This window comes from Kitasatospora sp. NPDC059160, from assembly GCF_042755465.1.
Classification (GTDB): domain Bacteria; phylum Actinomycetota; class Actinomycetes; order Streptomycetales; family Streptomycetaceae; genus Kitasatospora.
Map to the genome: position 1 here is coordinate 5,343 of NZ_JBHZCN010000087.1, position 21,185 is coordinate 26,527.

The window sequence follows — 21,185 nt, forward strand, 5'->3', positions numbered from 1 at the left end:
TTCATACGGGGGGGGTGGGCCGGTTGGTGGGGTGCACACCCCCGGGCCCACCGCGCTACCAGCCGGCGCTCACGCCTTCGCACCGGGACTCGGCCGGCGGGGCGGGCGGGCGGCCGACGCTTCTGCGCGCAGCATCCGCCAGACGATCCGGCCGATCTCGTGCATGCCGTGGTGCAGCTCCAGCCGGTCCCTGCCGGGCAGCCGCCACGTCCGCACCGGCTGCCCCTCTTCCTCGATCGGCACGCTCTGGTAGGCGTCGCCGTCGGTCAGGCGAACCGTGATCCGGCGCCCGGGGCCGAGCACCAACTCGGCGGTGAGCGAGGCGACGACCGCCAGGCCCTCCTCGCGGCAGGAGTCGACCATCCCCTGGTGCCGGGCCTCGCGCTCCTCCCCGGGCACGCTGGCCACCAGGTGCTCGCGCACGTGTCGGTAACGCCGTCGGCCCCAGGGCGGGGCCGGCGGAGGTGGTGCACAGTGGTGCCGTACGGCCGGGGCCGACGGTCAGTCCGAGGTGCTGCTCTGGACGTGCTCGTTCAGGGTTTCCAGCAGGGCGATCTGCTGGTCGGTCAGCGTCCCGGCCTCCCGGGCGGCTGCCTGCTTCGCCAGCCACTTGCCCGGTCGCAGCGTCGGGTCCGCCTTCCCGCCGGTGCGAGTTGCGGTTCCGGTGAGTGTTCCGCCCGCCTTGAGGTAGGCGACCATCCTGCGGTAGGTGCGGCTCCACTCGGGGTCGAGGCGCCACAGCGGGTCGAGGGCGTCCAGCGTCGCCTGCTGTGCCTCGGCCGGATCGGGGTCGAGGCGCTGGCGGCGCATCCAGCGACCGATGTTGTAGTCGTCCAGGGTCGCCCTGCTGGGGATCGCCAGGTCTCCGTGGAAGTGGTGCCATGCCTTGGCGTAGGCGTAGCCGCGCTCCCAGGCGTGGGCGGTCTTGCTCCAGATCATGCCGATGGCGTCGAGCTCGGAGCGTCGGGCCGGGTTCATGGCACCGGTCTCGTGGAGGTGGCGCTGGTTGCGCAGCCAGGTGTGCAGCTCGCGGTTCTCCTCGGTGTTCGGGGGGTCGAGGTGACCGTGTTCGACGTGGAACGCGGTGGCGACGCCGAGCATGTGCTCGAACTCCTGAGCCCTGGGCGAGAACATGCGCAACTTGAGGCTGCGCAGGATGTCGCCCCGGTGGCGCTTGGCGTCGATGCGCAGCCAGGCGAGCGGCTCCTCCTCGGTCTCGGCGGACGGCGTGCCGTCACCGCTCTCTGCGTCGTCGGCGTCGGTGAGGCGAGGGTCCGTCTTGAGCAGGTGGTCCTGTCGGCGGTGGGTGCGCAGGTCCGCGACTCGGCCGACGACCCGGGAGTCGACGCTGGCCAGGGCGCGCAGGACGTGCAGCACCGGGGCGTAGGCGGAGGCGCTGACCGCCTGCTCGGCCTCCTCCTGTACCTGGGGCCCGGCCTGGCCGACGATGGCCGGGTCGGCGGTGGGCAGGTCGTCGGCTTCCTCGCCGTCCGCGTCGGGGCTGGGAATGTAGACCGGGATGATGATGTAGGCGACCTTGCCCTGTTGGGGCTGCTGGCGGACGGCCCGGCCGAGGGCCTGGACGATGTCGACGACGGAGGTCTTCGGGTCGGCGAAAACCACCGCGTCGACCGCGGGCATGTCAATGCCCTCCGCGAGCAGGCGGGCGTTGCACAGGATGCCGCACTCCTCGCCCTCCTGCCCTTCCCGCTCCCCGGTGTGCTGGCGGAACTCGGCGAAGGCCTGCTGGCGCTCGCGGCGGGGGTCGGTGCCGGCCACCGCCTTGGCCCAGATCCGCTCGGGCCGGTCGTAGTCCGGGAGGAGGGCCGCGGTCTCCGTGATCGTCGCGGCGAACTCGCGGGCGTAGGTGATCCGCGCGTGGAAGGAGATGATGCGGCGCAGTCCCAGGTCGGCGATCGCCCGCAGCACGGCGACCTGGAGGGCGAGCCGTTGCAGGTCGACGTTGGTGCGCTGGGAGCGGAGGTCGGCGATCGAGGGCAGGGAGAGAAGGTCGCACAGGTCCTGGTCGGTCACGACGGGGACGAGGATCTTGTAGTCCGCGATCCAGCCGCCGACGACGCCTGCCTCGAAGGACCACCGGTAGATCGTGGGGCCGTAGACGTTCTCGTCGTCCATCGAGTACAGCGAGGGCTTGGCGGTGCCCATCACCAGGTCCGAGAGGTCGCCGCCCGGTGTCTCGGCCGCGATCCGCGGGGTGGCGGTGAAGTAGAGGCGCCGCAGAGCCGGGACCTTGGTGTCCTCGTGGACGGCGGCCCAGGACTTCTCCAGGGCTCCGGCGGTGCGGTGGGCCTCGTCGACGATGACCAGGTCCCACTGGGGCAGGCCGTACTCGTCGTGGGCGCGGACCAGCCGCTCCAGGGAGGCGTAGGTGGCATAGACGGTGACCGGGTGCCCGGCCGGGACGCGGGTGACCAGGTCGGCCAGCTCGGCGGTGTCGGTGGTGACGTGCCCCTCGACGTGCGCGCCGGCTTCGGCGCTGTCCAGCGCCTCCTCCTTGGAGCACGCGGCGATCGCCACGCCCTTCCGGCCGCCGAGGTGGCTCCACGACGTGGCCGTCTGTTCCAGCAGCTCGATCGTCGGCACGAGCACGAGGGCCCGGCCGTAGGGAGCGAGCCGCTTGGCGCAGGTCGCGGACACCAGGGTCTTGCCAGCACCGCAGGCCATCTCCATGATCCCGCGACCGCCGTGCTTCACCTGCCGGACGGCTGCCTTCACGGCCTCCTTCTGGTAGTCCCTCAGGTCGGCGAGGCGGACCCGCGGGGTGGGCAGGCGGCGGTTGCCCGGCCGGGTGACGGCCTCGACAAGAGCCGTTGCCTCGGCGAGATCGGCGGCGGTCTCCGGCGAGAGGGTGCCAGTCTCGGGCCCGGTGGTGTCCACGGAGGTGTCCTTCTCGTTCGGTGGTGAGTGGGTCGGAGCGCTGGGCCTGAGGGCGCGGGTCTACCGGGGGCGCAGCGGGAGGATCTTCGCGGTCTGGTTCGTCGCGGCCGGCGGGCGGCAGTGCCGGAGGTGGGTCGCGCGCCAGATCTTGGCCTCCTCCTCGGTGGCGGTGTCGATCTCGGAGACCGAGCAGGCGCGACAGGTGGTGGTGCGCGTCTCGGCGTTGAAGGTGAACTGGGCTGGCACGGGCGCTCTCTCCCGGTAAGGGCCCGCCCCCGAGTGGAGCGGGGGCGGGCAGTGACGGTCGCTCGGGCTACCGGCCCGGGCGCTTCCAGCCACGGACTTCGAGGTATTCGATCTCGGCGTCGGGTACAGCGCGTCCGGTCGCGACCAGCCACTCCTGCATCGCCTCGGTGACGTCCCCGTGGTGCTCGGCGACCCTTCGGCTCCACTCGGCGGCGTCGAACCCGCCGTGGGCGGCGTCGCCGTACTGGCGCTCCTCGGTGCCGTCGGTGCGGGGCAGGACCCCGCGCCGAAGCCCTGGCGAGTCCTCCTTCGAGCCGGAAGACAGCAGGAACTGGTTCGCTTTCATACGGACGGTGAACGCCAGCCGACCCCCGGCCTGGCCGGTGGCGTGCACGACCTGCGCGAGGTGCCCGGCACCCGAGCTGATCGCCTGCTTGCCTGCTCGGCCCGCCATGCTCCTGCCCGGGATACCGATGGTGTTGGGGCGCCGGACCCGGGCCTTCTCGCCGCCCCTGCCGGTGCGGCGGGTGATGTTCTGCTGAGCGATGCCTGCCAGCGACTCCTGGTCGCGCTCGCCGCCGCGCACCGCCCGGACCACTTGGCGCAGAGCACCGACCATGCTCGCACCCTTGCCCTTCGTGAAGAACTGGGAGACCAGGGAGGCGTCGCGCCCGAGCATCCTGGCGACCTGTCGCTTGGTGAAGCCCTCGTCGAGGATCTCCTGCGTCAGGCGCGCCGCCTCGTTCGGGTTGCTCGGGTCGGCGGGACTCACCGTGCACCTCCGGCCACCGCCTGCGCCGCCGCATGGAAGGCTTCCGCGTCGAAGCGGGCCCGCCCGAGCTCACGCAGCGCCAGCAGGTCGTCCTCGCTGCGCGGCGCGGCGACCGGGCCGCGCAGGTAGCCCTTGGCCAGGTACTCACCCGGCTGTCCTCGGTAGGGCCACTCCACAGGGTGGGTGGTGTAGACGGCGTCGGTGCGCAGTGCGACGACGGAGCCTGCGGGCAGGTGCAGGGCGCCGACCCGGGCGAGGATGTTCCTGCCGTCCTTGATGGTCATGTCGAGCAGGGCGGCCCGGGCGCCGCCCCAGACTCCGGCGGCCCACTCGGGGTGGGCGAAGGCGTCCCGGTCCGTGGTGGTGAGGCGGCGCCAGGTCTGAACGGTGCCGTCGTCGTCGATCAGTTCGGCGCCGTCCGGGACGGGCTGCCCGCTCGGGGTGGTGCCGGTGTTCATCCCGGGGCGCTGGGCGAACTTGCCGATGCCGTAGAGCAGGATGCTGCGGATGCCTCGGGAGGCGAGGTGGGCGGCGCGGCGGGTGCGTTCGTTCCCGTGCACCCGGGACAGGTTGACCAGGCCCGACCAGGCCGTCTTGAGCTTGTTCGACCAGTCGTCCAGTGGCTTGGCCTCCTTCCACACCAGGCCGTCGAGGATCTCGATCCGCCACGGCGTCTGCTGCGGGTTGTTGAGCGCGACGTTGATCTCCGCTCCGCTGGCCCAGGTGGTGAACGTGGTGCCGGGAGTGGCGGGGTACTCCCAGGCCCGGTCGCCCGGGACCGGGCAGGGCAGCAGGCCGACGTGCCGCCAGTCCTCGGGCACGGTCGCGCGGATCTGCCAGTGGGAGGGCGCCATCAGGGCCCGGGTCTGTTCCTTGCGGTCAAGGGTCTGGAACATGCGGCCGGTGAGCCGGTTGGGTGCGCCGACGCCGGAGCGCCAGGTGTGGCGGCCGTAGGCCAGGGTGCGGTCGTACTCGGCCAGACCCGGAAGCTCTGCCGGGACGCGCGGCGGCAGGATCAGCTCGGTTCGACCCTGGCCGGCGGTCTCGTGCACGAGCTCGCGCAGTTCCGCGCTCATCACCGGGTAGCCCCCGGCGAAGGCTCCGCTCACCGGGATGGTGCGCTTCCACAGGTCCAGGCCCATGGAGGAGGGGAAGCTCATCATCACGGCGTCGTCCCATTGGCGGCGCAGGGCGTCTCGCATGAGCACGAACGCATCGCGCACCAGCGCGGCGTCCGCCCCGCCCGGCTCGAACCACTGCGCGGCCGACAGGATTTCGACGGCTCCGGCGTTGCGCTCGGCATCAGCAGGCCGGTAGCGGCCCACCGGCTTGCGCTCGTGCACGAGGTGGCTGGCGAGAGGGTCCTGGCCGGCACCGCGGCCGAGCCGGGGCTCCCAGCGCGGGCTCGGGGTGTTGAGCCAGTCCGCGACGGCCCCGATCAGAGTTGGGTGGCGCTCGGAGTTCTGGTGCCAGGGGTCGCCGCCGGTGATGTAGATCCGGCGGGTGTTCGGCAGCGTGGCGATCACCGCGTCGAGGATCTCGCCGGGCGTTCGGCCGCCCAGGTCCACCTGCAACTGGCGGGTGGCGGTGGCCAGGTCGCCGGTGCGGGCGTCCAGCCAGACGGTGTGGTAGGCGTTCTGCTCCCACGTCGGGCGCCTGCGCTTCACCTCGGCGATCCGCGTGTAGGCCTGCGCACCGGGCCCGTCCGGGATCGACGGGAGCACGCGTTGACGCAACTCCGTGTCGCCGGACGGCTCGATGGGCACGGCCTGCTCCGACTCCTCCACGGCTGCCGGGGCCGGGGCAGTGGCAGGAGGGCCCACCAGGACGGTACGGGGCGCGGCGACGGTCGCTTCGGCGGAGGCGGGGGCGATGGCGCTGTGCTCGACGGGCGGGGCCGCCGGGCCAGCCTCTGCCGAACTGGTGGCGCTGAGGGCGGCGCGAACCTCGGGCGGGGTCGGGTCCAGGCTGGGGGCGATGCGGACCACGTCCGCCAGCTTCAACCCGCCTGCCTTGGCGACGGCCTCCCCGCTAGCTCCCTCGTAGGCGGCGAGCGCCTTGATCCTGGTCTCGCGCTCCGCGTTCAGGATGTCGAAGGCGGACTGCTTCTGGGTGAGTGCCTTCTGCGCGGCGACGACTTCCTTGGCGGCGGCGGCGGCCTTGTCGCGCAGCGGGCGCAGCTCCTTGAGCTGGGCGTTGTAAGTTGCGCGGTCCATCGGTTTCACTCCCCTTCGGCGGAGGCCGGGTCGGTAGCGGGGTGGCTGGGGACGTAGGCGATCGGGCCGCTGGACTTGGAGTCCAGCCGGGTGCCGAGCAGCAGGTCGGCCAGGCGGCGGTCGTCGGTGCCGGCCGGCGCGGTGGTGATGCGGTTGACCGGGGCGGTGAGGTCGGTGAGGTATCCGGCGAGGCGGGCGCTGGTGAAGCGGTATCGCAGGGAGGTGCCGCCGCCGCCTCGGGTCCATTCGTCCAGTCCGGTGAGGACGGCGACGACGAACCCGGCCACGGTGACCGGCATGACCCTCGTGGCGGCCACCCTGTCGGGGTCGCAGCGCCACCAGCCGGACAGGCCGGTCAGCAGGTCCTTCTCGGAGAGGTCGACATGGAAGCCGCTCCATGCCTGGTCCGGGTCACCTTGGACTCGCTCCGGACCGCCGGTGCGCAGCACGGTGATCTCGGGGCGCCCGAGTATGGCCAGGTCGGGCTGCTTGCGTTCTTGGAGCACTTCGACCGCGCCGCTGGGCACGATCATGCGGCCTTCGGTGCGGGCACCGGGGATCGTGCCGGTGGCCAGGAGCTTTCTGACGGTCGGTCCAGAGCATCCCAGGGCCGATCCTGCCTGGCCGGTCGTCAGGTACACCGACACCATCCTCCATAGTCTCGTTGCTTAGCAAAAAACACTAAGCACACCCTAGGGGATGGAGCTGCCGCTGTCTATAGTCTTTCTCGATAGCGAGAAGGACTATAAGCGGATCGGTGCGGGCCGCCCCGGCCCGGCTAGGTGTGACGGGAAGTCGTAGTTGGCGGTTGGCAGTGATAGTTGGCGGATCACCTGCCTTTGGCCTCGCGACCTGGGGATTCGCTGGCGGTGGTGTGCTCCCGGGGGGCAGCGCCGCCAACTATCACTGCCAGTGCTCGCCAACTACGACTTCCAGGGGCGCCCCCGACCTGCGCGTTTGCACAACTGTCCCGCCAACTACGGCTGCCAGTCACACTAGGATGCGGCGCCATGGCACTCAACAGCCGCACCGAGCTGGTCGCCGCGCTCGGCTCCGGCCGCCCCCAGGACCTGCTCGGCACCGCGGAGTCCGAGTGGCTCGACTTCAAGGCCGAGCCCTACGACTTGCGGAACGCCCACAGCAAGGTCGAGATGGCCAAGGACGTCGCCGCCTTCGCCAACCGCGCCGGCGGTCTGATCGTCTGCGGCGTCAAGGCCGTCCGGCAGCCGGGCGAGCTGTACGAGACCGCCGCCGCACTCACCCCCTTCGACCCCGCCCGGATCACGGCGGAGGCCTACATCAAGGCGCTCGCCTCCGAGGCCCGCCCGCTCCTGTCCGTCCACCTCGCCCTCTTCTCCCACCCGGACAACGGCGACGGCACCACCGGCTCCTACCTGGTGATCGAGGTGGAGCAGCTCCCCGAGGACCAGCGCTACGCCCTCGTCCGCCGTACGCCCCAGCCGGACGGGAGGAACGTCGACACCTGGTGCGTCCCGATCCGCAACGGTGACCAGACCGACTTCCTGTCCCCCGACGATGTCTACTCGCTGATCAACGGCGGGGTACGCCGCCGGATACACCCCGCCGCGCCGCTTCCCCCGGCGCCGCCCGTCGACCCGGCCGGCGCCCGGCAGGCCCTGGCCGAGCACCAGGGCTGGGACGACGTTCCGGTCCTGTTCTGGCAGAGCTCCCCCGAGGTTCCCGCCACCTTCCTGCCGGCCCTGCACGACGACACCGGCATCCGCGGCGCCCTGGAGCGCCAGCAACCCCTGCGCCAGGGCGGCTTCAACTTCGCCTTCGCTCCCAGCCGCTCGGTCCCGTTCGCCGGCGGACTGCTCCTGTCCGAACCCCGCCGTGCCGTCGCCGTCGCCGCCGACGGCACGGTCACTGCGGCCGCGCTCGCCACCCCGGAGATGCTGGGCTGGGCCATGAACGAGAACTACCAGGCCGCCGGCCGCCTGAACGTCCTCACCCTCTCCGAGATGACCTACGAGTACTACCGCCTGGTCGACCAGCACATCCGGCCGACCGTCCCCGGGCCGTGGCAGCACCGGGTGGTCGCCACCGGGTTCGGCGGGGTTCGCCTGGCCCCCGGCGCCAACCCGGGCTTCCCCTTCCAGGGCTCGCCCCGGGATGCCTCCGTCGACACCTTCAACCTCGACTGGTCGGCCTCCGGATCGCCTGAGGCCGACGCCTACCAGGCCCTCGCCCGGATCTACAGCGCCTTCGGACTCGGCGGCCGCGACAACCCCTACGTGCGCGATGAGCAGCTCGACCCGGAACTGCTCAGCGCCGCAACGAAGTAGCGCGCGCGTGCGCGCCGCCTCCCCCAACGGCATGCCGAAGACCACCGACATGAGCACTGGCCAAGCCGCGCTCATACCAGTCTGGGGCGAAACCCGCTGGTCAGCCCACATGATCCCCTCCTACGATCACCCGATGATCAACGATGCAGACGACATGACGACACCCCCGCAGGACCTCGTGGACGCCGGGAACGAGCTCTACGCCGCCCTGGAGCGCTACCTCGCCAACCCAGACGACGACGCCCCCCGCACCGACATCTACTACGCCCAGGAGAAGCTGGGGCTGGCCGTCACCGGCTGGCCGCACTGGGGCGAGTCGGACCAGGGGCAGGCACTGCACACCGCCGTCCGCGACCTGGCCGGCTCCATCCAGTACGGCCACGGCGCCACCCTCCCCGAGCTGCGCCAGGCGCTCGACCGGCTCAACGCCCTGTAGAGCACCGGCGGGGCGGCGGCCAGGCGGTCGCCGCCTCCACCCCGAGCAGCCAGGCCCGTCATCTGGGGCTGGAGCGGCGGTTTCCCGTGGTTCCGCAGAGCAGCCCCATGATCGCGATGTAGGCACACAAGGCACTGGCGAGCTCCCTTCCCGCTCTTCGCCCGCTACCCTGTTCACCGGCAGGTGCGGTACATCCCCTGCCGTGAAGTCCATCAGCCCTCGAGGGTTCGCCGGCCTCCGCCGGTCCGCGCCGGAGCGTTCCGCCCGGCTGCGCGCCACACCGTCCCCGAAGGGCACCGCCATGTCGTCACCGATCAGCAGGGAAGACATGAGGGATTTTCGCGAGCTGCGGGAATCCCTCGCCGCCGCCGGCATCATGACCAGCATCAGCCAGATCGCCGCGGCCGAGCGCGACGTCCGCAGGTGGGCCGCAGGCCGGCTCAGCGCGGTGGAGCTGTGTCAGATCTGGGGCTGGGAGACGACCGCCTTGCGTCCGCACTACCGCCGGGTTGGCGAACATCTGTTCGTGATGATGCTCGCGGACGAACACACCGAGCTCGTCCGTACCGCCCGGGCCCGAACCGACGCCGGAGACCCCGGCCCGGTGAGCATGTGGATGCGCCACCGCGGCCAGGACAAGCCGGTTCTCGTCGCCCTGCCCGTGGTCACCGTCCACCGCAACAACCGCCACCCGGTGCAGCAGCTCCTCACCCCAAAGCGCCGCACCGCGGCAGACCTGCCGCACCTTGTCGGCGCCGAAGTCCCCGTCAACCTGCCCCACCGGGCGGACCGCGGCATCCCCTGCACGCTGTGCGGCGTGTACGACGCCCACTACCTCCGCCGGGACCAGCGCGCCGTGCCCGGCTTCGTGTGCGAGGACCACAAGGACCACGCCCTCGACCAGCAGATGTGGCCGATGCACATGGAGGAACAGATCACGGAGAAGCTCGGCATCTAAGCCGCACTCACCCCGGGCCGTCAGCCATCGAGGCCGGTGGCCCGGGTCTCAACTGACTCGTCGGTGAGGAGCATGTCCTCCACACCGAACCGCGCCGCTTCGCGGCGGTTCAGCGCCCTGTTCAGCAGTTCCTCGCCCTCGTGCAGGTTGTCGATCACCTGCTGGGCGTGCTGCTCCTCCGCCGCCTGGTCGTCCTCGTCCGGCCTTGACCGGAACCGAAGCGTCTCGCCGGCGGCCTCCAGCAGCTTGGCCGCCGCCGCGGCGAAGCCCTCCTCGACCTTGCCGCCGGTCCTCAGCGCCACCGCACCGGGCGGCGCGAAGTCCTCGGCGAGGACGGCCAAGTGGCCGTCCGCCCGGCCGAGGTGGGCGAGAACCCGGGCTTGGTGGTCCTCGGGCACCGGCCAGGCCAGCGGTTTGCTGCCCTCGGAGATCTCCAGCACGGTGCGGGAGTCGGCGGAGGCGACCAGGTTGTAGCTGGCGTGATCGGCCGCACGGCGCAGGTGCGCCGCGAGCAGGCCAGCGCGCACCGCGTCGTCCTCGTGCTCCAGAGTGCCCGGGATGTCGATGCCCAATGCCGCCAGCGCGGCGCGCAGTTGACCCTCGGTCGGGTTCAGGTTCGCGTACATGCCGCGATCATTCCGCAGCCCTGGCCGACGCAGACGCGCCGTCACCCCATCGGGTGACGTCCGTTCGGGACGATGTAGGGGCGCAGCAACACGGCCAGGCCCATGGTGGCGCCGAAGGCGGTCGGCCCGGCGAGGCCCAGCAGCACCAACCGGGCGGTGCCGGTGAGGAGGTTGTCGGCGATCAGCATGAGGCCGATGGCCAGGGCCACCCCGCCGGCGAGGAGCAGCGCGAGCCGGGCGCCGACCGGCAGCCAGGCCGGGCCCGGGACCTGGAGGACCTCACGGGCGTGGATCGCGTGCCCGGCGAAATCGCCGGTCGGCTCTCCGCACTGGCAGACCATGCGGTGGACGGCCTCACCGGCACGTGCCGAGGCAATGGGGTCAAGCTCCCGCACCGGTCCGTGGCGTCCGTCGTCCATCGGCGGCCTGCCCATCAGTTCCCCCCTCGGCTGGTCTGGCCCGCCATCGTATCGCTGACGCCCGGCCCCGGGCCGTGCCCGGCGAGGTGGCGGTCCACCTGGATCAGCACGCGATCGGTCCGCGGTAGTCCCAGCGCTCCAGGTCGTCTGGGCGCGGCTCGTAGTCCGCCCGCCGGCCCTCTGGGTCGCGGGACGATGAGGTAGGCGCCGCCGGAGATCCGATCCTCGCTCCAGCCCCCGACGTACAGCAGCAGACCGTCGAGGTGCCCGCCGCGCAGATTGCGGTAGGCGCGGGCGGGCTCGGGGCCCGAGTCGTCGTTCCAGTCCGAGCCGTAGACGCGACGCCCGAGGTGGTCGGTGGACGGGTGGTCCTCGGTCTCGGGGTCCAGCGGGATCACGACGTTGCTCCTTCGCTGCTGGCCCGGCGGCGGCACCCCGGGCTGGTTAGCTCTTCTTGGCGGCGCGGGCGCGCACGGCGCCGTAGGCGAGGATGAGCAGGGCGGAGCACTGCTCGACGGGGTCGCTCTCGGTGTCATCGAGGTAGGTGGTGGCGATGAGCGCTGCGGGGTGCGGGAGCGGTCCGCCGGGCATCGGTAGGAAGGTCCCCGGGTTGTCGCCGGGGTGCTGGCGGGCGAACTCGTGCAGGGCCTCGGCGGTGGCGCGGGGGTCGGGCCAGGCGCCGGGGGTCGGCGGCAGCTCCGGCAGGGTTCGGGCGGCCCACGCGGCCCCGAGTAGCGCGTCCCGGCGAGCCAGCGGGCTGGCGTCCGTCCACACGTCGTAGGCGGTCTCGCCGTCGTCGGGGCTGCGCCCGATGCGGGCGGCCTCGGCCCGATAGAAGTCGATCTTGCTGGCGAAGGGCTGGCCCTGGACGAGGTCCCGGGCGTCGCGTGCGGCGAAGGTGCTCAGCTCCGTGGCGCTGCGGGCCAGGTCGTGCAGGCGCATCATGTCCCTGGCTTGCTCGGCCATCACGTGGGGCATGAACTCCGCGGGGACGTCGCGGGCGACCGGGACGCCACCCACCAGGAAGGTGGCACGGGGGTTGTCATGGTTCACCAGGGGCTGCCCTTCTACGGGTTCTCGTCAGGCCGACTCCGGGCGGAAGGCCCTGCCGGCGGTCGGCAGGGGCACCGGCGTCGGCTCAGCGGCGGTCGCTCACAGGTCTCGGGGTCCACGACACGTCCGCGCCGGGGCCGGTTCGGGCGGCGGCACTGATCGGCCGCCGCTCCGACCGTCGATCCCTGTCGATCAGAACTCGTACTCGTCGTCCGGAGTGATGAGGCCGAGCTCGGGGTCATAGTTCAGCCCGCTGACGGCGGGGTACCCGTCCACCCAGGTGTAGCCGAGCCGCATGACCGTCTGCGGAGATGCCGGAATGAGGAAGTAGTCCGGCTTGTCCGGATGCTTGGCGAGTTCCTCGGCCATGGCGACGACGACGGAGTGACCGCAGTCCGCGATCCAGGTGTGCCAGGGGATCAGATCGGCAGGGAGGACACCCGGGTAGGGGCGGGGGGTGCCGTACGGGGCGGCCAGCCGGAGTGCCGCGTCGGCCTTGCCGTCGGCCGGGGACTTCACCTGGCCTTCGGCGTCTTCATCGGATGCCGGCCCGAGGGTGAGCTGGGTGGTGTCGGCCGTGCCGTCGCGGAGGGCCTCGAAGCGGGAGTCGGCGATCAGGACAAGGTCACTGGGGGCCTGTTGGTAGAACCGGTTGATCTCGGCCGTCGCGGCGTTGTTGTCCATGGGGTGTGCCTTCTGGCGCACGATGCCCTCGCGCAAAGCGGCGGAGAACTCGGCCGGGAGGCCGATCAGGCGCAGCGCCTGGGTGATGCCGGTGTCCGCGTCGACGAGGGCGAGGTAGAGCGGGACACCGCTCGTCGGCAGGTCGGCGGGCGCGAGCTGGGCCTGCCGGTGGTACTCCCAGGGGGCGTCCGACCAGGGGAGCCCGTGCTTGGGGTTGCTGTCGAAGGGGTCCGTGAACTTGTACAGGAGAAGCGTCACGTGGTCGCCGTTGACGACGGCGAACTCGGCGTTGCCCTTCGCGAACGCCTTGATCTCGTGCTTGGCCGGCTTGCTGACGGCCAAGACGAACTGAGCGCCCTGTGCCGTGAGGCGCAGCTCGGCGGTTCCGTCACGCCAGCGGGTGATGTGGGGACTGTAGGGCTGGCCGACGGCCAGCGTGTTCGGGAAGGGCGGCTGCGGGGAGGTGCTCAACGGGTATTCCTCTCGGCAGAGGCGCTGCTCGGATGCGGGCGGTCGGTGCGGCGCCTGGAGCGTGCCTCGTATGGCGGTAGGTCTGGAGCGAAGCGTACGGGCAAGGTGTGACACACAGTCATCGCGCTGGCGCCGGTGGTAGTGGTGGATCAGTGTCGGCGGCCCGGCCGGGGCCGGTGGGGCCACCAGGCGGCGAATTCGGCCGGGTGGTAGCGGGGTTGCGCGGCGCCGGGGTTGACCGGCTGGGGTGGTGGGGGGAGGAAGGGGTCTGTCCGGGGGGCTTTGGCTGCCTTGGACAGTGCACGGATCACGGTGGAGGGCTCGACGTGGTGGAGGCGGGCGAGCTCGCTTCGGGTGAGCGGCCAGTCCGGCCCTCGGTCGGCCTTGGCGGTGCTCGGGTCGGTCATCGTCCCCTCCCAGGGGCGGTAGGCCGGGCCGGCCGCTGTGGTGGGCGGCCCGGCCCGGGGGTTCTCAGGCGAACGAGAGCTGGAAGTCGTCGTCCTGGTTGCAGTGGTCGCACACGCGTCCGGCGATGCCGGAGGAGTCGTGGCGGGGGTGGCGGGCACCGGGCTGCTCGCAGTTGTCGCAGGGCGGGCCGGAGGGACGCTCCCGTCGGGGCTCGGGCTCCCATTGCAGCGTCCGGTAGTGCGTTTGGGCCTCCCGCTTGGTGCTGTACGACTGTTCCGTGCCCTCGTCGGGGTCGTAGTCCTCGCCGTTGAAGCCGCTGCCGGAGTAGGAGACGTGCACCGACCAGCGGGTGGTGCTGGTGCCGTCCTCCAGCAGGTCGGTGTGCTCCTCCAACGTCGCCCGGCGCCCTTGGCCGAGGCCCTTGTCGAACACCGGCTTCGTGGTCCGGGACACCGTTTTGAGGCCGGCCACGCGGTCCTGTTCGGCCCTCTCCGCGGCCAGCTTCTTCTCCAGGTTCTTCCTGCGGTTGTCGGCACGGCGCAGCTCGGCGGCCTGCTCCTTCTCCCTCGCGGCCTTCTCAGCGGCGCGGCGGGAAGCGGCAGCGGCCTGCTGCTCCTCGGGGGACGGAACGGGGGCGATCTCGCACAGCCGCTTCCGCGGGTAGCTGTAGCGGTCGGTGTGGTGGAGGACCGTCCAGTGGCCGGACCCGTCGCGCCGCAGGACCTGCTCGGCCTGGCCGACGACGACGGCCACCCCGCACAGCTCGCACACCTCGCCGCTGGCGGCGGGCTTCGCGGGGCACTTCTCGTGGTGCTCGATCTCCATGTCGTCTCCGTGGCCGACGAGGTGGCCGAAGCTGACCGGCAGGTGGGCCCCGCACCAGCGGCACGGCCCCGCGATGTGGTTCGGGCGCCGGACCGCGTGCACCACCTCGGGCCCGTCCTGCGGGATTTCCTCGGCGTCCAGCAGGGCCTGGAGCTTGCGGCGGGTGATGTCGCCGAAGGCGGAACGGGCTTGCTTGAAGTGCCGGGTCCAGACCGGTTCGTCCTGTCCGACGCGGTGGACTGTGACCGTGGCGTCTTTCTTGACGTAACTCTCGCCGTTGCTCCATGCCTCCGCCCACCCGGTGGTGGCCTTGTCGACCACGACGACCAGCGCGCCGACGGGCAGGGTGACGGTGTCACCGTGCTGGAGCCACTGGCCTTGGACCGCCTTGCCGCCGGGCTCTGCCAGATCGAGTGCGGTGATGGTCTTGCGCCAGCAACTGGCCGGGTGCAGACCGGACGGGACGGTCGGGACGGTGAACGTGGCCCGAGCCCGGCGCACCAGCAGGCACGGCCCTTCGGCGGTCGGACCTTCGGCGAGCAGGTTGGCGAGCGTACGGCGGGTCGCGGCTCCGAAGGCGCCGCTCTGGCTGCCGAAGGCCTTGTGGAGCACGGCGTCCGGCTCGCCGGCGCGCCAGACGGTCAGTGTCACGGGCTTGGGTCCGGCCTCGGGCGTCTTGTCCACCGTGACGATCAAGCGGCCGACCGGGAGGGAGACCTGGTCGCCGGGGCGCAGGTCTTCGCCGATCAGGCCGCGCAGGCCGCCGTGCTGCTCGTGCAGCGCGGTGAGGGTGCGCCGCCAGGATCCGTCCGGCTGGTGGCCGTCGGGTACCGGCGGGACGGTGAACTCCGTCCGGGGTTCCTGCTGGGGGTGACCGGCAGTGCTGATCATGAGGGTTGCTCTCCAACTGGTATGCGGCAGCGCCCGGTTGGCACCGCCTGTGCCTCGACGTGACCAGGATCTCACTGCGCACTGTTATTTGCAACTTTCATTTGCAAATAACAGCCCTTGAAAACCGGCCCGGGGAGAGCTGTCGAGGCACATCCACCGGGCCGGCCACCGCATCCTCCCATGCCGCCGGGAAGGCCTCCCAGCCAGGCGGGACGGATCATCTCGTCCGGCTGGGGGTGGTGGCCGTCTCCGGGGCCATCCTCGCGACTTCATGCTCAGGTGCGCCTCAAGAGGCTGTGGACGACGGTGGGCCGCGCGCTCGCCGGCCGGGCCGGCCAGGCTGCGTGAGCTGGCCCGCCTGAACCTGCCGAGGTACGTCGAGCCGGGGTCCGAGTCCTGGGTCGAGGGTTCGTGCGAGGCGGCACGGCACCGGCCCTACGTGCCGCGCACCGGTAGCGGCTACGCCCAGGCCCGGGCCGCCGATGACTGGCGCGCCGTCTACCGGTGGGCGACCGGGCCGGCCTGGGAGCCGCCGGTGTACGGGCTGTGCGCCGACGACTGACCAAAGGCCGGCACCCCGGTCTCCGCGCACCCGCGGCTGCGGCTCGTCCTGGACGACGGCGCGAGATCTGATCACCTGCCGTGTTCCATCCACCTCGGACCGTTGTCAGTGGTGGGCACTATCGTGCTGCTCCGCACCTGTGGAGTTCGTTCGGAAGGAAATCCCGTGAGTCATCCCCTTGAGCAGGCCCGGGCCCGGATCACCGCCGACGCGCCGTACACGGTGCGGGACCTCGCCGAGCTCCTGGGCGTCTCGGTGCAGTCGATCCGCGCGCTCGACCACGCCGGCTACCTGCCCGGCGCCGTATGGTCGTCGATCCCCGGCCGGGGCGGTGGCCGCTACACCTGGGCCGGCGAGCAGCTGCTCGCCTGCCTCGACATGGACCTCGACGACCTGCCGCCGCTCGACCACGACCGGTACGACCCGTCCACGCTGTGGCGGCTCGGCTGCGCCTGCGCCGACTGCACGGCGTGGCACGCGAAGAGCACGAGGGCGTACCGGCAGCGGGCCCGCGAGCAGCGGTTCCCCCCGGAGAAGCGCGAGGAGCTCCTCGCCCTGGTGCGAACCGGCACCCCCGTGAAGGTCGCAGCACCGCAGGTGGGCATGACGCACCATCAGGTGTACGCGCTCGCCCGTACCAACGCCGAGTTCGGCCGGTGCCTCGACACGGCGGGCGAGGCGCTGTGCGTCTCCGCGGCCGACTCCCGGTGCGGCACCCACGCCGGATACCGGCACCTCACCTGCCGGGGCACGGCCTGCCGCAAGGCCCACGCACCCGAGACCCGTCCCGCTCCCACCTCTCAGTGACCACCCGCCGCCCGTCTCCTGACGGGCGGCCACCACCTCGCGCCGCCATCGGCGGCGGCCGACCTCACCGGGGGTTCCATGTCCACCATCCCTCTGCACGAGATCGAGGTCCCCCCGACGGAGGAGGGGGCGGTCAAGCCGTGGCGCAAGCTGCTCCGCGCGCTCGACGAGAGCAGGCGCGGCGGGTACGTGTGCGTCGGCCCGTGGCTGGAGGCCGGGGCGGTGTACCGCCTGCCGGCCGGGGCGCTGATCGTCGGCGTCGACCGCACCTCGGAGACCGCCCGGCGGGTCCGGCTCTGGCGGGTCAACACCAGGGGCGCGCTGACCGTCATGCGCGACAGCACCCTCAAGTCGTTCAGCGCGGAGTTCGGCGACGGCGTCCGCAACACCCTGCGGACCGCACTGGACCGGTACCCGCCGAGCGTCCACGCCCCGCAGCTCGTGCGCGCCGCCGCGCCCCAGGCCCCGAAGCCGAACGGGCGCGCCGACCGCTGCGCGCTGTGCGGCAAGTCGGTCGCGGCGGGCGCCGGCCTGCTCGTCGGCACGCCCGGGCACCGCTCGGTGCAGCACCGGCCGGGCGAGTGCCCGCCGCTGCGCAACGAGCGCGGACAGGCGTGCTCGAAGTGCGGGGGCTGGGTCGAGCCGGGCACCGGCATCCTCAGCAGCCCGCACGAGGGGATGTGGAACGTCCGGCACGACGGGGACTGCCCGCCGGAGGGTGAGCGGGCCGCCCCTCCCCCGCCGCCGCGCCGGCGCAACGAGCGGGCGGACCGGTGCGTACGCTGCGGCCGGGACGTCGCCGAGTTCGAAGGCTGGCTCATCCCGCCGGCGGCCGTCGGCGGGTTCTGGTCGGTCGAGCACGACGGCGACTGCCCGCCGCCGGCGGCGGGCCAGTACGACGGGCCGACGTGGCGCATCACCGCAGGCGTGCCCGGCCGGTTCAAGCCCGTCCCCGGCCCGCACTGGACGATCGGTCAGATCGCCCGGTTCAAGGTCGCCGAGTGGGAGCAGCCGGTACCCGCGGACGCGCCCGGCCTGGTCCGCGTCCACGGCATGCCGTCGCTTCTCGGCGTCGTCGTCTCGGAGGACCGGCCGCAGTACATCCGTGACGAGGACGGCGACTCACCCACGGACGAGCTGATCGGCGAATCGGGCTGGTTCTTCTGCGGCCGGGTGCGCCCGGCCACCGCGGAGGAGGCCGCGCCGCTGCTCGCCCAGGAGGCCGAGGCCGCCGTCGACCGCGGGCTCCGTGCGCGCGTCGGCCGGCTGCTGTCGTGGCGCTACCCGCGCGAGGGCGCCCGCTACCTGCCGGCCGAGGACCTCGACCAGGAACTCGCCGGCGTCGAGCTCGTCGAGCTGCGCACCCGTCCGGCCGCGGAGTGCACGGCCTTCGGCCGGGGTCTCTACCCCGATCAGGTGTGGATCGCCGAGGGCCGTGACTGGGTGCTGACCACCACCCACAACGGCATGGATGGCGACGACTGGTCGCTGATCAACTGGCGCCGGCACATCGCGTTGCTGCACCCGATGACCGCCGACCTGCGCCGCCTGGTGGACGACCTGACGGCCCGGTACGGCGCCGACGGCTCCGCCTGACCACCTGTTCACCGGTGAGGCCGGGCTGCCCGCCCGGGGCCGCTCGGCCTCACCGGCCCCGGCACCTTCCGATCGAGAGGCTCCGACGATGGGTTCGCAACCGCCGTTGATCATCGACCATTGGTTCCGCGAGGGACCGGTCCAACCGGACGGCTCCGACGGCTACTGGATCTGCGGGTGGCCGGGGTGCGGGCAGCACCGCGCCGACCACGCCCAGGCCGAGGGGCAATGGCTCCTCCCCCCGCACCGCTTCGCGTCCCAGCGCATCGCGCCGTCCCGCTGCCGCCACCGCGGGTGCGGCTACCACCGGCGGCACACGCGCCACGTGCCGTGGCGGTGGGACCAGTGGGCGGCGGCGCCCCGACCGCGGGGCCAAGACGCCGGGGAGCACGTCGGGTTCGACTGAGTCCGTTCGGGCCGCAGGAGCCCAGCCGCTCTGACGGGTCGGCGGTGAAGGACAGGGGGTCGCCACAGCGGTGGTGACCCCCTGTCGCGTTTCGGCGTCGTCCGTTCTGTCATGCCCTGTAACCTGCACGAGCACCCACTACTCCCCCGCGTCGAGTCGATCGCGACAGCCCCCCGTGGCTGAGACCGGAATCGATACCTGGCCATGCCGAGCTCTTGACTACGGTGCGCTACCGGTCGAGGCGCTCGCAGCGTCACGGCCGGGGCCCTTACCACGGGCCTCCGCGAGGCAGCGACAGATCATGAATGTTCGGCGCGATGCGAAACGGTGGGCGGGTCGCGGCCGAGGCCGGCGGGCAGCTCGCGCCCGAGCTGGTGGCCGCGGTGGTCGAGGACGTCGTCGCGCAGGTGCGGGCCAGGCGCGACGTCGTCGAGGAGGGCCGCGGCACGATCCAGGTCCCGTCCGGGGCGCCCAAGGCGCCGAGGACGTACGGCACGGCCGGCACCCTCACCTCGTGCTCCCTCTCGACCGCGTGGCACCTGCCGCTGCGGCTTGGTAGGCGGCGGCCTCGTGCTGCGTTGCGGGCCTGACGTGGGCGCTTAAGTACCAGCCTGTCCACTCGTCGTCCAGGCCTCTGTCATCGCTGGCCTCCTCCCAGGCTGGTAGGTCGACGGAGGCCACGGTCGCAATGATGCTGACGACTGAGGGGGAGAGCCTGCGGTACCCGGGCGCGTCCGTCGGAACGGCCGGCTCTGTGGGGGGTGGGCGGAGGATGGCCGTCAGGTCGATCTGGAAGTCGGCGGGCAGGTCCGGGGCGAGAGGGGCGGCGGTCGGGGGCGCGGGCTCCGGCGCCTGGTCTCGGACCCGCACCCGCAGGATGTCCCCCGGCTGCCAGCGCTCGACCGGCGGCTCGTCCTCGTCGCCGGGTTCGAGGGCGCTGATCTCCCACGTCGGACCGTCGTAGGCGGGCTCCGGAGTGCCGGGGGGCAGGCGGCCGATGGTCGGTCCTCCCTCGGGACGCGGCGGGAGGTAGCCCGGGAGGAGCTCGGGCAGGTCGCGGGGGCGGACCGTGATCATGGTGTCGAGACCTGGTTGTTCCGGATCGAGCGTCCAGGCGTACCACCCCTGGTCGTCGGTGCCGACGGTGGCGAGGGTCTGCGCGATGTCGAGCCGGTACCCCTGCGGATCCCGGGGCCGCCGTCCGGTGGTGACGTCCCGCAGGACGATCGCGGTACGGCGGCGCAGCTCGGCGCGGAGTTCGGCCAGGCGTCGTCGGCGCCTGGCCGTGAGTTCGGCGGCCGCCGCCGGGACCCGGTCGGCGGCGGCGACGACCTGCCAGTAGGGGACGTTCGTGGCTCCGCAGTGGTGCCGGAGCTCCGGGACCTCGACGGCGGTGAGCGTGCCGGGGGTCAGACGGACGGGCGGCTCCGTCACCACGAGGGGGATCTCGTAGCCGCATCCGTGGCAGAACACGGTCAGGCGGTCGGTCCACAACGCCCATTTGGCCGCGGGGCCGGTGGGGGTGGCGACGGTGACGGCCGAACAGTGGGTCCCGGCCGGGAGCGGGGAGAGCGGAGCGGGCACCTGGACTCCTCGGTGTCGGGGGGTTGCCGTGAGGGTGGGGCCGGATGTGTCCGGCCCCACCCTCGGGCTTGAGGCCGGCGTCAGTGGCCGGCGCGTTCCTTCTTCCTGCGGAGGGACTCGACGTAGGTGCGGATGATGTTCTGGGTCGAGCACCCGGCGTAGGGCACCACATGGCCACCCGTGCCGACCGAGTCGGGGCAGCCGTGGGGCGTCTCGGGGTGCGCTTGGGCGACGGTGACGAGGTCCTCTCGGGGCAGTGCCTGGATGTGCCTGGGCAACAGCGTGAAGGACTCGAAGGCGCCGGCGACGGTGCCGCAGGACCAGCCGCAGGAGCAGACCGCGCCCCGGACGGTGTCGACCCGGGGCCAGGGGGCGCCTTCGGTGTACTGGACGGGCACGTAGACCTGGGCGGAGGTGTGGGGGAGGCCGGTGTCCAGGGCGGGCATCGCATCCAGCGCCCTCAGCACGCGGGGCAGGTCGACGCCGGCGGCCAGGGAGACCGGCCCCATCTCCCTCAGCTCGATCCACCAGGGCGCGCCCGTCCGTCCGAGCAGGATGTCCGTCAGTTCCTCGGCGACGCGGGGGCGGCCGGGGAAGTGGGCGGCCTGGAAGGGGCCGACCAGTTCCCGAAGCGTCGCCAGGACGCCGCTGCGGATGGTGGTTGCCCAGTCGGCCTGTTTGTAGCTGCCGGTCAGGGCGGGCCAGCCGTTCTTGTCAGCCTCGGCAGCGGCCTCGGCGTTGCGCCGGTCATGGTCGTCGTCGTACGCCACGGTGTGCTCCCTGGGTGCGTGACCGGTCCCGGGCACGGGCGTGCCGGGGCGGGGCGGGCCGGAGGATGGTCCGGCGTCCCCGGTGCTCCGGGGATCACGCGCTGCGGTGGGAGCTGCGCGGCCCTGCAAGGCAGGGAAGGGGCGGCGGCGTGTGCGCCGCGTGGGTGCTGGGCCGGTGTCGGTGGCCGTCACCGGGCCCAGCGTACGGTCAGCCGCTGACAGGCAGCCGGTCAGCGGGCCGTGGACCACGG

At 72.4% G+C, this 21,185-nt stretch carries 20 protein-coding genes; 6 read left to right on the forward strand and 14 right to left on the reverse strand.

Going from position 1 to position 21,185, the window contains the following annotated elements; translation table 11 throughout:
- Window positions 1-69 precede the first annotated feature (69 nt).
- The 6 genes from ACFXOZ_RS30850 to ACFXOZ_RS30875 form a co-directional block, all read right to left on the reverse strand.
- Window positions 70-423: a hypothetical protein gene (locus ACFXOZ_RS30850; protein ID WP_380593417.1), complete on the reverse strand. Its 354-nt coding sequence runs from the start codon at window positions 421-423 to the stop codon at window positions 70-72.
- 78 nt (window positions 424-501) lie between these two features.
- Window positions 502-2,898, reverse strand: a complete 2,397-nt coding sequence (locus tag ACFXOZ_RS30855; RefSeq protein ID WP_380593418.1) for a Helicase associated domain protein — start codon at window positions 2,896-2,898, stop codon at window positions 502-504.
- A 60-nt stretch (window positions 2,899-2,958) separates the two neighbouring features.
- Window positions 2,959-3,144 carry a hypothetical protein gene (locus ACFXOZ_RS30860; RefSeq protein WP_380593419.1) on the reverse strand — a complete coding sequence of 62 codons (186 nt, stop codon included), beginning with the start codon at window positions 3,142-3,144 and terminating at the stop codon, window positions 2,959-2,961.
- A gap of 67 nt (window positions 3,145-3,211) precedes the next feature.
- Window positions 3,212-3,916, reverse strand: coding sequence for a helix-turn-helix domain containing protein (locus ACFXOZ_RS30865; protein WP_380593420.1), 705 nt, complete (start codon window positions 3,914-3,916; stop codon window positions 3,212-3,214).
- Complete coding sequence (locus tag ACFXOZ_RS30870) at window positions 3,913-6,132, reverse strand: hypothetical protein (protein WP_380593421.1); 2,220 nt, start codon at window positions 6,130-6,132, stop codon at window positions 3,913-3,915. Before ACFXOZ_RS30870 ends, ACFXOZ_RS30865 begins: the two co-directional genes overlap by 4 nt.
- A 5-nt stretch (window positions 6,133-6,137) precedes the next feature.
- Window positions 6,138-6,665: a DNA-binding protein gene (locus tag ACFXOZ_RS30875; RefSeq protein ID WP_380593422.1), complete on the reverse strand. Its 528-nt coding sequence runs from the start codon at window positions 6,663-6,665 to the stop codon at window positions 6,138-6,140.
- Window positions 6,666-7,142: 477 nt separating this feature from the next.
- Between ACFXOZ_RS30875 and ACFXOZ_RS30880 the strand changes: the two genes are divergently transcribed.
- The 3 genes from ACFXOZ_RS30880 to ACFXOZ_RS30890 all read left to right on the forward strand — a co-directional run bounded on the left by ACFXOZ_RS30880 (window position 7,143) and on the right by ACFXOZ_RS30890 (window position 9,832).
- Window positions 7,143-8,438 (forward strand): helix-turn-helix domain-containing protein, encoded by a 1,296-nt coding sequence (locus ACFXOZ_RS30880; RefSeq protein WP_380593423.1) that lies wholly within the window; start codon window positions 7,143-7,145, stop codon window positions 8,436-8,438.
- A 133-nt stretch (window positions 8,439-8,571) separates the two neighbouring features.
- Entirely contained in the window at window positions 8,572-8,874 is a 303-nt protein-coding gene (locus ACFXOZ_RS30885) for a hypothetical protein (RefSeq protein ID WP_380593424.1), read from the forward strand.
- A 328-nt stretch (window positions 8,875-9,202) separates the two neighbouring features.
- Complete coding sequence (locus ACFXOZ_RS30890) at window positions 9,203-9,832, forward strand: hypothetical protein (protein WP_380593425.1); 630 nt, start codon at window positions 9,203-9,205, stop codon at window positions 9,830-9,832.
- Window positions 9,833-9,852: 20 nt separating this feature from the next.
- On the opposite strand, the gene ACFXOZ_RS30895 is transcribed toward ACFXOZ_RS30890, so the two are convergent.
- The 6 genes from ACFXOZ_RS30895 to ACFXOZ_RS30920 all read right to left on the reverse strand — a co-directional run bounded on the left by ACFXOZ_RS30895 (window position 9,853) and on the right by ACFXOZ_RS30920 (window position 15,209).
- Window positions 9,853-10,458 (reverse strand): hypothetical protein, encoded by a 606-nt coding sequence (locus ACFXOZ_RS30895; RefSeq protein WP_380593426.1) that lies wholly within the window; start codon window positions 10,456-10,458, stop codon window positions 9,853-9,855.
- 41 nt (window positions 10,459-10,499) lie between these two features.
- Window positions 10,500-10,892, reverse strand: a complete 393-nt coding sequence (locus tag ACFXOZ_RS30900) for a hypothetical protein (RefSeq protein ID WP_380522357.1) — start codon at window positions 10,890-10,892, stop codon at window positions 10,500-10,502.
- Window positions 10,892-11,275, reverse strand: coding sequence for a hypothetical protein (locus ACFXOZ_RS30905; protein ID WP_380593427.1), 384 nt, complete (start codon window positions 11,273-11,275; stop codon window positions 10,892-10,894). Before ACFXOZ_RS30905 ends, ACFXOZ_RS30900 begins: the two co-directional genes overlap by 1 nt.
- A gap of 46 nt (window positions 11,276-11,321) precedes the next feature.
- A complete protein-coding gene (locus tag ACFXOZ_RS30910) occupies window positions 11,322-11,930 on the reverse strand; it encodes a hypothetical protein (protein WP_380593428.1) in 609 nt (202 codons plus the stop codon).
- A 192-nt stretch (window positions 11,931-12,122) separates the two neighbouring features.
- Window positions 12,123-13,085, reverse strand: coding sequence for a hypothetical protein (locus tag ACFXOZ_RS30915; protein WP_380593429.1), 963 nt, complete (start codon window positions 13,083-13,085; stop codon window positions 12,123-12,125).
- A 471-nt stretch (window positions 13,086-13,556) separates the two neighbouring features.
- Window positions 13,557-15,209: a hypothetical protein gene (locus tag ACFXOZ_RS30920; RefSeq protein ID WP_380593430.1), complete on the reverse strand. Its 1,653-nt coding sequence runs from the start codon at window positions 15,207-15,209 to the stop codon at window positions 13,557-13,559.
- Between the two features lie 439 nt (window positions 15,210-15,648).
- Here ACFXOZ_RS30920 and ACFXOZ_RS30925 point away from each other — a divergent pair, with 439 nt between their 5' ends.
- The 3 genes from ACFXOZ_RS30925 (at window position 15,649) to ACFXOZ_RS30935 (ending at window position 18,174) form a co-directional block, all read left to right on the forward strand.
- Window positions 15,649-15,771 carry a hypothetical protein gene (locus ACFXOZ_RS30925; protein ID WP_380593431.1) on the forward strand — a complete coding sequence of 41 codons (123 nt, stop codon included), beginning with the start codon at window positions 15,649-15,651 and terminating at the stop codon, window positions 15,769-15,771.
- Between the two features lie 165 nt (window positions 15,772-15,936).
- Window positions 15,937-16,578, forward strand: a complete 642-nt coding sequence (locus ACFXOZ_RS30930; RefSeq protein ID WP_380593432.1) for a helix-turn-helix domain-containing protein — start codon at window positions 15,937-15,939, stop codon at window positions 16,576-16,578.
- Window positions 16,579-16,656: 78 nt separating this feature from the next.
- Window positions 16,657-18,174: a hypothetical protein gene (locus ACFXOZ_RS30935; protein ID WP_380593433.1), complete on the forward strand. Its 1,518-nt coding sequence runs from the start codon at window positions 16,657-16,659 to the stop codon at window positions 18,172-18,174.
- A gap of 913 nt (window positions 18,175-19,087) precedes the next feature.
- On the opposite strand, the gene ACFXOZ_RS30940 is transcribed toward ACFXOZ_RS30935, so the two are convergent.
- Window positions 19,088-20,164 carry a hypothetical protein gene (locus tag ACFXOZ_RS30940; protein ID WP_380593434.1) on the reverse strand — a complete coding sequence of 359 codons (1,077 nt, stop codon included), beginning with the start codon at window positions 20,162-20,164 and terminating at the stop codon, window positions 19,088-19,090.
- A gap of 80 nt (window positions 20,165-20,244) precedes the next feature.
- The gene (locus ACFXOZ_RS30945; RefSeq protein ID WP_380593435.1) at window positions 20,245-20,934 is read right to left on the reverse strand and encodes a hypothetical protein; all 690 of its coding nucleotides are present in this window, start codon (window positions 20,932-20,934) and stop codon (window positions 20,245-20,247) included.
- Window positions 20,935-21,185: the final 251 nt, after the last annotated feature.

Excerpts from the sequence above, each read along its gene's own strand:
- ACFXOZ_RS30895 (WP_380593426.1), bottom strand. The coding sequence starts at position 10,458 with ATGTACGCGAACCTGAACCCGACCGAGGGTCAACTGCGCGCCGCGCTG.
- ACFXOZ_RS30885 (WP_380593424.1), top strand. The coding sequence starts at position 8,572 with ATGATCAACGATGCAGACGACATGACGACACCCCCGCAGGACCTCGTG.
- ACFXOZ_RS30875 (WP_380593422.1), bottom strand. The coding sequence starts at position 6,665 with ATGATCGTGCCCAGCGGCGCGGTCGAAGTGCTCCAAGAACGCAAGCAG.
- ACFXOZ_RS30900 (WP_380522357.1), bottom strand. The coding sequence starts at position 10,892 with ATGGGCAGGCCGCCGATGGACGACGGACGCCACGGACCGGTGCGGGAG.
- ACFXOZ_RS30920 (WP_380593430.1), bottom strand. The coding sequence starts at position 15,209 with ATGATCAGCACTGCCGGTCACCCCCAGCAGGAACCCCGGACGGAGTTC.
- ACFXOZ_RS30890 (WP_380593425.1), top strand. The coding sequence starts at position 9,203 with ATGAGGGATTTTCGCGAGCTGCGGGAATCCCTCGCCGCCGCCGGCATC.
- ACFXOZ_RS30870 (WP_380593421.1), bottom strand. The coding sequence starts at position 6,132 with ATGGACCGCGCAACTTACAACGCCCAGCTCAAGGAGCTGCGCCCGCTG.
- ACFXOZ_RS30935 (WP_380593433.1), top strand. The coding sequence starts at position 16,657 with ATGTCCACCATCCCTCTGCACGAGATCGAGGTCCCCCCGACGGAGGAG.
- ACFXOZ_RS30880 (WP_380593423.1), top strand. The coding sequence starts at position 7,143 with ATGGCACTCAACAGCCGCACCGAGCTGGTCGCCGCGCTCGGCTCCGGC.